At 30.8% G+C, this 12,411-nt stretch carries 13 protein-coding genes; 5 read left to right on the forward strand and 8 right to left on the reverse strand.

Annotated elements, in window-relative coordinates:
* Positions 1-22 precede the first annotated feature (22 nt).
* From ACTTA6_RS01385 to ACTTA6_RS01400, 4 genes are read left to right on the forward strand one after another with little or no spacing between them, the layout of a single operon-like run.
* A complete protein-coding gene (locus ACTTA6_RS01385) occupies positions 23-1,084 on the forward strand; it encodes a quaternary amine ABC transporter ATP-binding protein (protein ID WP_440680346.1) in 1,062 nt (353 codons plus the stop codon).
* Entirely contained in the window at positions 1,074-2,579 is a 1,506-nt protein-coding gene (locus tag ACTTA6_RS01390; RefSeq protein WP_440634446.1) for an ABC transporter permease, read from the forward strand. The genes ACTTA6_RS01385 and ACTTA6_RS01390 overlap by 11 nt, the downstream gene beginning before the upstream one ends.
* A 9-nt stretch (positions 2,580-2,588) precedes the next feature.
* On the forward strand, positions 2,589-3,206 hold the full coding sequence (locus ACTTA6_RS01395) for a LysE/ArgO family amino acid transporter (protein WP_440680347.1): 618 nt from the start codon (positions 2,589-2,591) through the stop codon (positions 3,204-3,206).
* Positions 3,203-3,958 (forward strand): alpha/beta fold hydrolase, encoded by a 756-nt coding sequence (locus tag ACTTA6_RS01400; RefSeq protein WP_440680348.1) that lies wholly within the window; start codon positions 3,203-3,205, stop codon positions 3,956-3,958. The genes ACTTA6_RS01395 and ACTTA6_RS01400 overlap by 4 nt, the downstream gene beginning before the upstream one ends.
* Here ACTTA6_RS01400 and ACTTA6_RS01405 read toward each other — a convergent pair.
* The 7 genes from ACTTA6_RS01405 to ACTTA6_RS01435 all read right to left on the reverse strand — a co-directional run bounded on the left by ACTTA6_RS01405 (position 3,945) and on the right by ACTTA6_RS01435 (position 10,912).
* Positions 3,945-4,610, reverse strand: coding sequence for an HAD-IA family hydrolase (locus ACTTA6_RS01405; protein WP_440680349.1), 666 nt, complete (start codon positions 4,608-4,610; stop codon positions 3,945-3,947). The two genes, ACTTA6_RS01400 and ACTTA6_RS01405, sit on opposite strands and share 14 nt — an antisense overlap.
* Positions 4,607-5,488 carry a carbohydrate ABC transporter permease gene (locus tag ACTTA6_RS01410; RefSeq protein ID WP_440618252.1) on the reverse strand — a complete coding sequence of 294 codons (882 nt, stop codon included), beginning with the start codon at positions 5,486-5,488 and terminating at the stop codon, positions 4,607-4,609. Before ACTTA6_RS01410 ends, ACTTA6_RS01405 begins: the two co-directional genes overlap by 4 nt.
* A 2-nt stretch (positions 5,489-5,490) precedes the next feature.
* A complete protein-coding gene (locus ACTTA6_RS01415) occupies positions 5,491-6,519 on the reverse strand; it encodes a carbohydrate ABC transporter permease (RefSeq protein WP_440680350.1) in 1,029 nt (342 codons plus the stop codon).
* 49 nt (positions 6,520-6,568) lie between these two features.
* Complete coding sequence (locus ACTTA6_RS01420) at positions 6,569-7,789, reverse strand: ABC transporter substrate-binding protein (protein ID WP_440680351.1); 1,221 nt, start codon at positions 7,787-7,789, stop codon at positions 6,569-6,571.
* 85 nt (positions 7,790-7,874) lie between these two features.
* Positions 7,875-9,002 (reverse strand): cobalamin-independent methionine synthase II family protein, encoded by a 1,128-nt coding sequence (locus ACTTA6_RS01425; RefSeq protein ID WP_440652299.1) that lies wholly within the window; start codon positions 9,000-9,002, stop codon positions 7,875-7,877.
* 3 nt (positions 9,003-9,005) lie between these two features.
* Positions 9,006-9,968, reverse strand: coding sequence for an ester cyclase (locus ACTTA6_RS01430; protein ID WP_440680352.1), 963 nt, complete (start codon positions 9,966-9,968; stop codon positions 9,006-9,008).
* Entirely contained in the window at positions 9,968-10,912 is a 945-nt protein-coding gene (locus tag ACTTA6_RS01435) for a cupin domain-containing protein (RefSeq protein ID WP_440680353.1), read from the reverse strand. Before ACTTA6_RS01435 ends, ACTTA6_RS01430 begins: the two co-directional genes overlap by 1 nt.
* A 49-nt stretch (positions 10,913-10,961) precedes the next feature.
* Between ACTTA6_RS01435 and ACTTA6_RS01440 the strand changes: the two genes are divergently transcribed.
* The gene (locus ACTTA6_RS01440; RefSeq protein ID WP_440618256.1) at positions 10,962-12,047 is read left to right on the forward strand and encodes an ester cyclase; all 1,086 of its coding nucleotides are present in this window, start codon (positions 10,962-10,964) and stop codon (positions 12,045-12,047) included.
* Here the strand turns inward: ACTTA6_RS01440 and ACTTA6_RS01445 are convergent.
* Positions 12,044-12,409 (reverse strand): rhodanese-like domain-containing protein, encoded by a 366-nt coding sequence (locus ACTTA6_RS01445; protein ID WP_075505893.1) that lies wholly within the window; start codon positions 12,407-12,409, stop codon positions 12,044-12,046. The genes ACTTA6_RS01440 and ACTTA6_RS01445 overlap by 4 nt on opposite strands.
* Between the last annotated feature and the right edge of the window lie 2 nt (positions 12,410-12,411).

The following is a 12,411-nucleotide window of genomic DNA, read 5'->3' on the forward strand; positions in this document are numbered from 1 at the left end:
TTTCCTATAATAAAAGACAAAAATGGATTCATCGAGTTCAGCAATACAAATTCAAAATGTTTGGAAAGTATTTGGTAATACTTCTAAAGAAGCATTAGATGCAATCCAAAATAAAAAAATTTCAAAAACAGAAGCCTTAGAAAATTACAACTCAGTTATTGGAGTTTCAGATGTTTCATTTGATGTTAAACAAGGTGAAATATTCTGTGTTATGGGGCTTTCTGGAAGTGGAAAATCTACATTAGTAAGGCATATTAATAGACTTTTAGAACCAACATCAGGGAAAATTTTAATCAATGGTCAGGATGTAATGGCCTTAGACAGAGAAAACCTTCAAGAATTAAGAAATAAAAAAATAGGGATGGTTTTCCAAAACTTTGCACTCATGCCTCATAGATCTGTTGTTGATAACATTGCAATGCCGCTTGAGATAAGAGGTGTAAGCAAAAATGATAGATTAGACGCTGCAAATAAAATTTTAGAAATTGTAGAGCTACAAGGTTGGGGTAATAAGTTTGCTCACGAACTATCTGGAGGAATGCAACAAAGGGTAGGTCTTGCAAGAGCACTAGCAGCTGATCCAGAGTTTCTGTTAATGGACGAACCTTTTAGCGCATTAGATCCACTGATTAGAAGACAGCTTCAGGCTGAATTCATCAAACTCTCAAAACAAATGAAAAAAACTACAGTATTTATTACTCATGATTTAGATGAAGCAGTAAGAGTAGGACACAGAATTGCTATTATGAGAGATGGAAAAGTAATCCAAATAGGTACACCTGAAGAAATAGTTGTAAGTCCTGCAGACGAATATGTTGCTGACTTTGTAAAAGGAATTTCAAGACTTAAAGTTGTTCAAGCAAAAACAATCATGCAATCTATTGAGAGTTACGAGAGTGCTAATGGAAAATTAAATGAAAACAACAAAAGTGTTGGAGAGAATGAATTATTAAGCAAGCTCATTGAGTTATCAAAATCTAGTGAAGGACCATTGTTAGTTAAAGATAATAATCAAAATAATGTTGGTGTGTTAACACAATCAGATCTTTTAAAAGCGGTTATAGAGGGTGGAGATGGAGAATAAACAAATACACAATCCAACTAGATCAGAATTAATTACAGATTTTGTAAAATCTAATCCTGAATATTATATTAAAGAATTTCAAAAAATTGGTAGCAAACCTTCTTTTTCATTTTCATTCAATTTGTATGCTGGAATTCTAGGACCTATTTGGTTTGGAATGAGAAATATTTGGAATTGGGCTTTAGCTTTCTTAATTATAGAGACGTTTTCAGTTGTTCAAATTATTAGAGGTTTGTTTGGTAATATTACTAAAGAAGCTGTAGAAAAAATTAAACAAGTTGAGTCAACTATAGCTTTTAGAAACAAACAGTTAGAAGCAGCTATTACAAATAATCCAGACAAAGTTGAGGTTTATAAAAGAAATATCAAATCACTAGAAGATGCAATGCAAGGTTACATAGATGAAGTAGCAAGGATTGAGGCATCAGCTATTTGGATTACAATTTTTGGTATTGGGTTATTAATTGCCGTTAAAGTTGTTCAAGGAATACTAGCCAACTCGATATTAGAAAAAAGATATTCAGAATGGTTATCAGACAAAACTCTAAGACCTGGAATGCAAGTTAAGAATTTTGTCTCAAGTACAATGTTTGCTGCAGTTATTATGTTTTTTTCTGTAGTGCATTATAGTTTTCCTGGTGTAATTTCATTAATGGATGATTTTCCAACTCATCCAGATATCAGGTTAACATCAATAAAATGGGTAGAAACAATCTTTGATTATGCAGTATTGAAAGGAGATGCGTTATTTACAGCAATTACCATAGGTATTAGATCAGTACTAGATTTCTTAGAGTTACTTTTTGTAAAAACTCCTTGGATAGTAATTATTACAACCATTGTAACCTTAACTGGATTAGCGGCAGGACCTAGAGCTGCAATATATTCAGCAGGATTTTTGTGTTACATGGGATTTTTAGGTTTCTGGGTTAAAGCTATGACAACATTAGCTCTTTTAGGAACAGCAGCAGTATTAAGTATTGTAATTGGTATTCCTCTTGGAATTTTTTGTGCAAGGAGACAAAGATTTTATTCAATGATCAGACCAATTATGGATTTCATGCAAACAATGCCTGCTTTCGTATTCATGATTCCTGTAATAGCATTTTTTGGAACTGGAAAAGTTGCAGCAGTTATTATTACAATGATATTTGGTGGAACACCTGTAGTTAGGCTAACAGTTCTTGGTTTAAGAGGAGTGCCTGAAACAATTAGGGAAGCTGCAATCGCTTATGGCGCATCTAAATGGTACTTGCTTAGAAAAGTAGATTTACCATTAGCAACTCCATCTATATTAGCAGGTGTTAACCAAACAGTTATGTTAAGTTTAGCAATGGTAGTTGTTGCATCATTAATCGGTGCCAAAGGTTTAGGTCAAGATGTATTAGAAGCACTTCAGTACGCTAATGTAGGACAAGGTATTTTAGCAGGAGTAGCAATATTATTTGTAGCTCTTATTCTTGATAGAGTTGTTCAGGGTAGAAAACGAGTTTAAGAAAAATCAATGGAATACGCACTGTTAGGTTTTTTTACTGGCCTAAGTTTAATTTTAGCAATTGGTGCTCAAAACATTTTTGTAATTGAACAAGGTTTAAAAAAACAGCATGTATTTTTAGTTTGTTTAGTTTGCTCTGTTTCAGATTTAATATTAATTTTTATTGGAATTTTTTTATTTCATTTTTTTAATCAATTTTTTAATTCAATAGTAGAATTTATTTTTAACCTTCTTTTAGTGGTTTTTTTAATTCATTTTATTTACTCAAAAATAAAAACTCATTACAAAGAGGTTAATTTTCAAAGTAATGTTAGTGCAATATCAAAGTTAAATATTTTCTTAAAAACTTTAGGGTTCACATATTTAAATCCACATGTTTACTCAGATACAGTTTTTATTCTTGGAAATTTTTCTAAGAACTACTTATTAAATCAAAAACTTTCATTTGCGATAGGCGCATCTTTTGCTTCATTTTTGTTTTTCTTTATTTTGGGATATTTATCAAATTATCTTTCCAAGTATGCTAATGACAAAAAAATATGGCAGGTAATAAATATATTCATCATAGCTTTTATGAGTTTTTTAGTTTTGTTTATTTTAAAGGAAATGATAATTAAGCTTTTATGAGTAATATTTTTGTAGATGATAAAGGTGAAGGTTTTCCATTTGTTTTAGTACATGGATATTTAGGCTCCTCAGAGATGTGGTGCTTTCAAAAAGATTACTTTTCAAAAAAATTTAGAGTTATTGCTCCTGCACTTCCTGGTTTTGGTGAAAGTCATAATGTGCAATCATTAAATTCTATTAATGCGATGGCAAAAAAAATAATTGAAATACTAGATGAAAAAAAAATCGAAAAATTTAATTTAATTGGACATTCAATGGGCGGAATGATTGTTCAAGAAATAACAAAATTAATTGGTGATAGAGTTAATAAATTAATCTGTTTTGCAACAGGATCTATTGGAGATATCCCTGGCAGATTTGAAACTATGGACGAAACTAGAGAAAAACTTAAGAAAGAAGGTGCTGAAGTATCATTTTCAAGAGTTCCTCCTAAATGGTTTGTAAAAGGAGATAAAGATAAAAATTATTTTTTATGTGCTAATGCAGTTAAAAATGTTTCATTAGAAACTGCTGATAACGCCTTGCTTGCAATGAAAAATTGGAGAGGTATTGATAATTTAAAAAACATTAAAAATGACACCTTAATTATATGGGGTGATAAAGATATCTCTTACAATTTTGAACAGGTCGACACGTTAAATAAAAATATTAAAAATAGTCGACTAGAAATATTTGAAAATTGCAGTCACAATGTTCACTTAGAAGAACCAGATATATTTAATAATCTGGTAAATGATTTTATCTCAAAATAATATTTTTACTTAATTTTTCTAATTTTTTAAAAGCGTTCTTAAACTTTTTATTTAAGTGAAACTTTCCTGGAAAAATTATGCATTTAATTTTTGCTTTAACTGCTGAATTTAAACTTTCTTGAGAATCTTCAATAGCCAAACATTCCTTAGGTTTTAATTTAAGCTTTTTTAATGCAAGAAGATATATGTCTGGATTTGGTTTTAAATTTTTAACCAATTTTGAATTTCCAATAAAATTAAAGTTTTTTTGACTAATTGATTTTCTTAATGATAAAAGAATAGAATTAATATTATTTTTTGAGGTAGAGGTTACAAAAGCTAATTTAATTTTTTCTTTAATACAAAGATTAATTATATTTTTAACACCCGGTCGTAATTTTAAATGATTTTTCTTTAAGTAATTATTGAATAGTTTAGTTTTTAGGTCTCTTAATTGCTTAGCATTAACTTTAATACCTTTTTTTATCGCATATTCTGTTATTCTATCTCTACCACCTGATTTATTTAGAAGTTTGATATATTCTTTTTTAGTCCAATACCAATCCAATCCATTTTTTTTAAATGCTTCATTAAAGGATTTTCTCTGAATTTCTGATGTTTCAACTAAGGTTCCAATAGAACCGAACAACAAGGCTTTGTAATTTTTCTTCAACCTTTTACAGCTCCAGTAGTTAAACCACTGATAACTTGTCTCTGGAAGAACATGACTAACATAAATAATGGTGCCGTTGCAGAAACTACTGCTGAAACTGCCCACATTAGATTACCCTCATGTTGGTTAGTTCCTAAATAACTTTGTATCTTTGGAACCATCGTATGATTTTCTTGATTAAGTAGTAAAGCTGTTACCGTAAAGTCATTATAAGCAAGCATTAAACTAAATAATCCAGCAGTAATAACTCCAGGCCACATCACTGGCATTATGATATGTCTAAATGCTTGAAAATATGAACATCCATCAATCAACGCACTTTCATCAAGCTCTTTTGGAATTGTTTTAAAGAATGAATAGAGTAACCATAAAGTAAATGGTTGATTAATAGCAACTAAAACTACAATAGTTGTTGGCAGTATTCCCCATATTTGTAATTCAAAAAAAGGAAATAGATAACCCGAGACTAGAGTTATATGTGGCATGGCTCTAAAGATTAAAGCTGCCATTAAAATCCAAAATGCATATTTTTCAGTTGATCTTGAAAGAGCGTACGCTCCTAAAGTTCCTAAAAATAATGAAATACTAACAACAAACACAGTAACGATAATAGTATTCTTTGATGCTTTCCAAAACTCACCTTCAAACCAAGCTTCATGATAAGCATTTGTTGTAAATTTTTCACCAGTTTCAATTAATGTATTGAAAGCTGAAATTGCATACCACCAGTCTGACCTTGAAAAAAAGTCTGCTCTTACTTTAAATGATCCCCAAAAAGTCCAGATGAATGGAAAACATGCAACTAACAACCAAGAAATAATAAATATGGTATTAAATGTTTTCAAAGTATTTGATTTTTTATCTAAACCGTAATCCATATTTATCTCGCAGTTTTAAATTCTTTCCATGTTCTAACTAATACAGGGGCAAGCAAAATTGCTATGCCGATGATTGTCATCATTGATGTCGCTGCAGCAGAACCAAACAAAATCACTTCTTCATTTACTAGGTTATCGTAAATTAACCATGAAAGAGATTGCGCACTACCTTCAGCACTAAAACCTATAATTGGTTCAAAAACTCTAAAATTATCCATCAATGATATTAATGCAACAAATGTTACTACCGGGTAGATATGAGGTAGCACAATATGTTTTATTCTTTGAAATCTTGAAGCACCATCAATAATTGCAGCTTCAATAGGTTCTTGAGGGACAGTTTGAAGTGCAGCATAAAAAACTACGAATGCAAAAGGGGAGTGATGCCAAATTCCATATATAATAATTGTTATCCATGTGAGAGTTTTAGAGGATTTCAAAGATAAATATGGATCATTCATTAAATTTTGAATGTTGGCTCCTATTATTCCTTGAGAGTCTATCATCCAGAATAATACTAAAGACCCAACTAATGGAGTTACAATCATTGGCAAAATAGTACCAAAGATTAAAGGACCTCTAATTTTTCTTGAGATTGCGTTTAAACTCAAAGCAATAATAAAACCCAATAACAAAACATTTGGGGTCACAAATATACAATAAGTTAATGTGAATATTAGCGCTTTATAAAATGGTAGATTAGTTACTTGATCAACAAATTCACCAAAAGTTTCTGTTTCATTCCAAAATTTTTTTATTTCTTCTGTAGCTAAATGGTTTCTATCTATATACGTCCCAAAACCATTAAATTTTCCAAGAGGTTTTGCTTTTCTTATTTTAGTAGTTGCTTCATTATCGACTACAATTGAAACAGTGCAGCCAAATGGATCACATTTTTTAACCTCTTTAACTACTTGATCATGCTGAGCGTAAAAAGATTGAACTCCAGTAGAAATGATAGGAAGCCCAATAAAAAGGATCATTGCTAATCCTGTTGGTAAAAAAAACCAAAAAAAAGTTTTATTAGGCATTGAAAATTTTTGTTAAGTGGGGATCAAGTCCCCACTTAAATATTAGATTTTATAGAAAGCCTTGTTCTTTAGCTTTACTAGTGTAAGCAGCTTCAACATCTTTTAATGCTTGTTCAGCTGACTCTTTACCTTGTAAAAACTCAACAATCTCACTTCCTAATGCACCATGCATTAAACCCATTTGTGGTAACATTGGATATGGTTTTGCACCCATTTTTACAGCTTCAATTACACCAATAGATTTTGGTCCTGGAACAAATCCTTCTACCAACCAAACAGCTTGGTCAGCAGCATCAGCAACCATTTTCTTGTTTGATGCAGCGTGCGCCAAAGCTCTAAATGTTGCTTCAGCATCAGCATCAGGTCTATTTTTTGCAAGTGTGAATCCATCCCACCATAAAGTTGCAGCTGGGATATTTCCACCAGCAACAGTAGCTGGACCTGTTAGTTTTGTAGCCTTAGTAATATTAGCATCACCTTCATCATCTAAAAGTGTACCTGATCTAGAAGCCCATAATGTCATTAAAGCAACATTTCCAGCTTCCCATTCAACTTTAATAGCTTCACTATCATGTGTTAAATAATCTGGGTTACTTAATTCAGATAATTTTTTTAGCATGTTTAAAGTAGCAACACCTTTTGCATTATTTACATTTGGTTCTGCACTTCCAGACTTAAAGAATTCACCACCATGACCAATGTACATGTTCACAAACTCTTCTGCTAAGTTCCAACCTGCTTTGTAAGCAGCAGCATATGGATATTGCATTTTTCCTGAAGCTCTAATTTTTTCAGAAGCAGCAACTACCTCTTCATATGTTTTTGGAACAGCTATACCAAGATCTTTTAAAACATCTTCTCTATAGTATAAGTGTTGAGTGTTAGCCATAAATGCTACAGCCATTACTTTTCCATCAATTGTGATCAATTGAGAGTCTTGAATTCCTTTTCCATATTTTTTAACAAGATCATCTAAAGGTCTTATTAAGTCTTGGTTCATTAAAGGAACGATTGAACTGTTTGCTGCAATTCTAGCTGAAAATTCAGATGGATTTGCAGTAAGAGCTGGCACTGCGATTTTATTGTGCTCAGATGAATGAGTCACTTTAAAATCTGCACTTCCTTTACATTGTTTAGAAGTTTCAACGAAAGTTCTTAATGCAGGAAAATCATTAGCCAAAATATTTATTGAACCACTTTTAATGTTACAATCTGCATTAGCAGAAGTTCCAAAAAGTAAAAACAATAAAGTAACTAGTATTTTTCTCATATGTTTTCTCTCTTTATATTTGTTGTTAAATTATAATTTAAGTTCAAAAACTATATCTATTAAGAAGTTTAAATTAAAGAGGTAATTAAATCACTTTTGACGCAAGTTCTGCGCCATGCACCAAAGACTCTAGCTTCTTATAAACAATATTTTCATCAACATTTCCAAAGCCAGCAAAGGTACTAAAACCACAATCTGTTCCAGCAACCAGTTGATCTTTCTCAACAACTTTTGAATAAGTTACAAGTCTATTTTTTACAACCTCGGGATGTTCGACAAAGTTTGTGGTTGAGTCGATTACTCCAGGAGCAATTATTTTGTCGTTTGGGATTTTTAAATTTTCAAAAATTTGCCACTCATGAGAATGTCTTGGATTTGACGACTCAATTAAATAAGTTTGTATATTAGCCTTTAAAGCTATAGGCATAATTTTTTCTAGCGCAATGTCATGCAAATGGGGTCCTTCATAATTTCCCCAGCAAATGTGCATTCTTATCTTGGAGCTATCTATATTGCTAATAGCGTTATTTAAACATTCTATTTGTTTTTCTGCTCTTCTTAAAAATTCTTCTTCTGATAAATCTTTAAAAGTCATGTGTCTTGCAAGAGCTAAATCTGGACAATCTAACTGAAGTTTTAATCCATTTGATGTAATTTCTTCATATTCATCTTTCATCAGGTTAGATAAATTTTCTAAATATTCATCATCATTTTTATAAAATTTATTGGGTAAGAAAGCTGAAATAACTCCTGGAGAAGCAGCATTCATGAACGCATCTTTATGATTATTTTTTTCTAAAGCTTGTTTAAAATTATTTATATCTTTTGTTAGGGAAGTTTTATCTTTAATTTTTAATTCACTTGTACAGCAAGGTCGTGTGTAAGTAGGAGTACCACCTGTTCTTGCAATTCTTTCTTTAAAAGATGGAAAGTCGTCTAAATCTTTTGGTGCTTTTCTTTCACTTTCTCCTGAAAAGCCATCAATTCTATCTTTAACATAAGTTGCATAGCTAATCTTAGACATTTCACCGTCACTAATATAGTCAATTCCAACTTCTATTTGTTTTTTAACAATATTATCTACATCTCTTTGAACAATTTCATCAAATTGATTTAAATCTATTTTTTCTTTTTGATCTTTCTTAAATAAAAGATCAGATAATTCATTTGATCTTGGCAAACTTCCTACATGTGTTGTTTTAATTTTACTCATAATTTATTTCATTAAAATTTGTTTCCAAATTGCAACCTCATCAAACAAAACCCATTCTCTTATAACATTTCCATCAATTATTTCTGCATGGTTTATACCCATTATAAAAATATTTTGATTTGATTTTTCTCCAAATTCTTCAGTGTCTTTAGAATGTTTACCTTCTAGAAACCATCTTATTGATGTTCTAGGATTTTTATCTGCTTCTTCTAAATAACCAATGTGCTCAACAGAAAACTTCATATCACTCAAAGTATCTTTTAAAGCATTCCAAAATTTGATTATATCCTCTCTCCCATGTCCGATTTTGTTTCCAGGCCAATAAATAGTTGCAGCTCTTGCATAATCGGAAAAATCATAATCATCTTTAAAGATATTTTTTAATATTTTGGAGTATTTACCTCCAGCAGAATCATTAGGTACAACGCCTTGCTTGTAATCTGAATTCATCTCAGAATTTGAATTAAATAATTGTTTTGCTTTTTCAACACCGCCTTCTTTATCTATAAGCATTTGAGCAAAATCTTTTGGTGTAAATCCTATTTGTCTTACCATTGCACCTTGATCACGAACAATCCATTCATCATAGACTTGATTATTTTTGCATGCACAATCAGCAATTACTCTGTAATAAATATCTTTACCAGTTGGTTTGCCGTATGAACCATCACCAAGATGTGTTCCTTTACTTAAAATTCTATGAGATGAATGATAACCGATATCATCATTTCCATTCCAAATCACATCTTCACCAAGCAATTGTCTGTTAGGAAATTCTTTTAAGGTCGCATAAGTAGCATCGATTACAGGTTTGTTTCCATAGGTGACACCAAATGGTGATCTAACTGGAATATTATCACTATAAAATTGACCAATAGACTCAACATCTTTATTTTCCCAAATTTGTTTAGTTATTTTTAGTATGTAATCAGGAAAGTTTTTATATTTTGGATCAAAACCTTTCATTAGATTTGTGTTACACAATTTAAGTAACTGTCCTCATTTTCATCTATTTTAATATTAACTTTTGAATTAATTGGAATAGAAATTGTGTCTTTAGCATTTAAAACACACTTAAAATCATCAATCATAATTTCCCATTTTCCAGTTCTTGAGAACATTATTGTAGGTTTTTCAAATTTTAAATTATTAATATAGCCTTTACTGGATTTTAAAATTGAAAGGTTAAATCCTGTATCTTGATTTATTACTGGAGAGAACTCTTTTTTTTCAAATTTGCTTCCAAGAATTTGAATTAAATTAACATTCTCATTGAGTTTGTTTTCATGTTTTGAATTTTCATTACTTTTACATATAAACTTTTCTAGTTGATCCAATTTATAGTTATCAAATTTTTTTATTTCCTCTTGAGAAATAGGCTCGAGAATTGTTTTTCCGTCTGGAATTTGATTAACAGATAAATCAATTAATGAATTATCATTTAATAGTGCCATACCAGTTTTTTTTGCTTTTTCTAAAACACTTGGAACCCAAGTTATTATTCCAGGATCATCTCCACCTAAAACAACAAAAATTAGTCCTTCTTCGTCACCTGCGTTTTCAAATGCTCTAAACATATTAGTTGGCATTGAAATTATGTCACCAGCATTCAAAATTGTTTCATCTTTTCCTTCTGCTCCCCAATAAAATCTCCATCTACCAGAATAAATAACAAATACTTCTGCAGTTGTGTGACTATGTAAGCCCGAACCATTTTGGGGAAGTGCTGACACAGCACCTAAATTAAAACTATGAGGTATAGCAATTTTTATAAATTGTTTACTATCTTCAGCTACACCAGGTCCAACTATAGAATAATTTTTTCTTTCTTTGTGACCTTCAAGTTTTCCTTCCACAAAGGGTAGAGTGCTTGGAACCAGCTCATTAAATTTTGCTAACCTATTTTCCATATGTTTTTCTAATTGAATTATGATATTAACCCTACTTAAATTAAAATAAATGCCAATACAACAATTTGATACAGGTTTAAAAGAACAGCAGGGTGTAAAAAAAATTGAAATTACACCTGAAGAAAATTTTAATAATAAAACAAAAGTAAGAAGCTACTTAAAAACAATCATAGAAGGTGGAATATCTAAATTAGATCAAAATATAGAAAATTATTTTGATAAAGATGTAAAAGTTAATTGTTTTCACCCTGTTAATGAATTTGAGGGTGTAAATAATTTTAAAGAAAAATTTTGGCTACCTCTATTTGAAGCTTTTCCAGACATTGAGAGAAGAGAACAGATAGTTATTGGAGGTACATTTAGAGATAAAGTTCAAGTTGGATCAGTATCTATGCTTTCAGGCACATTCAAAAAACCTATTTTTGGAATAAAGCCAATTAATAAAATGGTAAATCTTAAATGCTGTGAAGTCCATGAATTGAAAAATGATAAAATTGTAGAGAGTTATATTCTAATTGATTTATTAGATTTGATATTTCAAACAGGAAAAAATCCAATCAAACCTTCAAGAGGTTCAGAGGGAAATTGGCTAAATCCAATTAATATCGATGGTGTAAATTATTTTGAAAAAGATATGAAGGTTTCTGAAGAAAGTTTAGACCAATCTTTAACGATGCAAAGGAGCTTGAACATAAAGCCAGAGTTAGAAACTAATTCAGATGAAGAATTAAAAGATAAATTAATTAATCATCCACAAAGTGAATTTTGGCATGATAAAATGATATGGTATGGGCCAAGTGGAATTGGTACTGGAAGAAACTTAGAGGGATTTGTCGACAACCATCAGTTACCATTTAGAAAAACTTTTAAAGAAAGAAATTATTGGAAATTAGGACATTACTGTGAACTTGGTGACGGAAACTTTTCAATGACTGCTGGCTGGCATAGCATACAAGCAGTCTATGGATCAGATGATTGGTTAGGATATAAATCTGATAATCAAAACGTTACTATGAGAGTAATGGATTTTTACCATCACCACGAAGGTAAAATTAGAGAAAATTGGGTGCCTATAGACTTAATACATATACTTAAGCAAATAGGAATTGATGTTTTAGAGTTAATTAAGGACTAATCTTTTAACTTATCCCACTCAGACATACCGCCTGTAATATTTTTAACGTTCTTAATTCCCATTTCTTTCATTGTTTTTGTAGCAAGAGTTCCTTGTCCTCCTAAACCACAAAATACAACATATTCTTTGTCAGGATTATTTTTAAAAGTATCGTTTTCAATAGGACTTCCTTCAGCTAAATAAAATTCTAGCAAACCTCTATCTAAATGCATTGCATTTCCAATAGTACCTTTAGAAAAACTTTCTTTATCTCTAACATCAATGAATTGAACGTTAGGATCGTTTAATTTCTTCTTTGCCTCTTCAGCAGTGATGTTTTCTATTTCATTGCTGACGCTCATTACTTCTTCAAATTTTTTCATGT

Origin of the sequence: Candidatus Pelagibacter sp. HIMB1636 (assembly GCF_052047675.1) — a bacterium.
In the GTDB taxonomy this organism is placed as follows: Bacteria; Pseudomonadota; Alphaproteobacteria; order Pelagibacterales; family Pelagibacteraceae; genus Pelagibacter.

What these genes read in the sequence shown, in the direction of transcription:
- ACTTA6_RS01385 (WP_440680346.1), top strand. Translation starts at nt 23, where the DNA reads ATGGATTCATCGAGTTCAGCAATACAAATTCAAAATGTTTGGAAAGTA.
- ACTTA6_RS01390 (WP_440634446.1), top strand. Translation starts at nt 1,074, where the DNA reads ATGGAGAATAAACAAATACACAATCCAACTAGATCAGAATTAATTACA.
- ACTTA6_RS01395 (WP_440680347.1), top strand. Translation starts at nt 2,589, where the DNA reads ATGGAATACGCACTGTTAGGTTTTTTTACTGGCCTAAGTTTAATTTTA.
- ACTTA6_RS01400 (WP_440680348.1), top strand. Translation starts at nt 3,203, where the DNA reads ATGAGTAATATTTTTGTAGATGATAAAGGTGAAGGTTTTCCATTTGTT.
- ACTTA6_RS01410 (WP_440618252.1), bottom strand. Translation starts at nt 5,488, where the DNA reads ATGGATTACGGTTTAGATAAAAAATCAAATACTTTGAAAACATTTAAT.
- ACTTA6_RS01415 (WP_440680350.1), bottom strand. Translation starts at nt 6,519, where the DNA reads ATGCCTAATAAAACTTTTTTTTGGTTTTTTTTACCAACAGGATTAGCA.
- ACTTA6_RS01420 (WP_440680351.1), bottom strand. Translation starts at nt 7,789, where the DNA reads ATGAGAAAAATACTAGTTACTTTATTGTTTTTACTTTTTGGAACTTCT.
- ACTTA6_RS01425 (WP_440652299.1), bottom strand. Translation starts at nt 9,002, where the DNA reads ATGAGTAAAATTAAAACAACACATGTAGGAAGTTTGCCAAGATCAAAT.
- ACTTA6_RS01430 (WP_440680352.1), bottom strand. Translation starts at nt 9,968, where the DNA reads ATGAAAGGTTTTGATCCAAAATATAAAAACTTTCCTGATTACATACTA.
- ACTTA6_RS01435 (WP_440680353.1), bottom strand. Translation starts at nt 10,912, where the DNA reads ATGGAAAATAGGTTAGCAAAATTTAATGAGCTGGTTCCAAGCACTCTA.
- ACTTA6_RS01440 (WP_440618256.1), top strand. Translation starts at nt 10,962, where the DNA reads ATGCCAATACAACAATTTGATACAGGTTTAAAAGAACAGCAGGGTGTA.
- ACTTA6_RS01445 (WP_075505893.1), bottom strand. Translation starts at nt 12,409, where the DNA reads ATGAAAAAATTTGAAGAAGTAATGAGCGTCAGCAATGAAATAGAAAAC.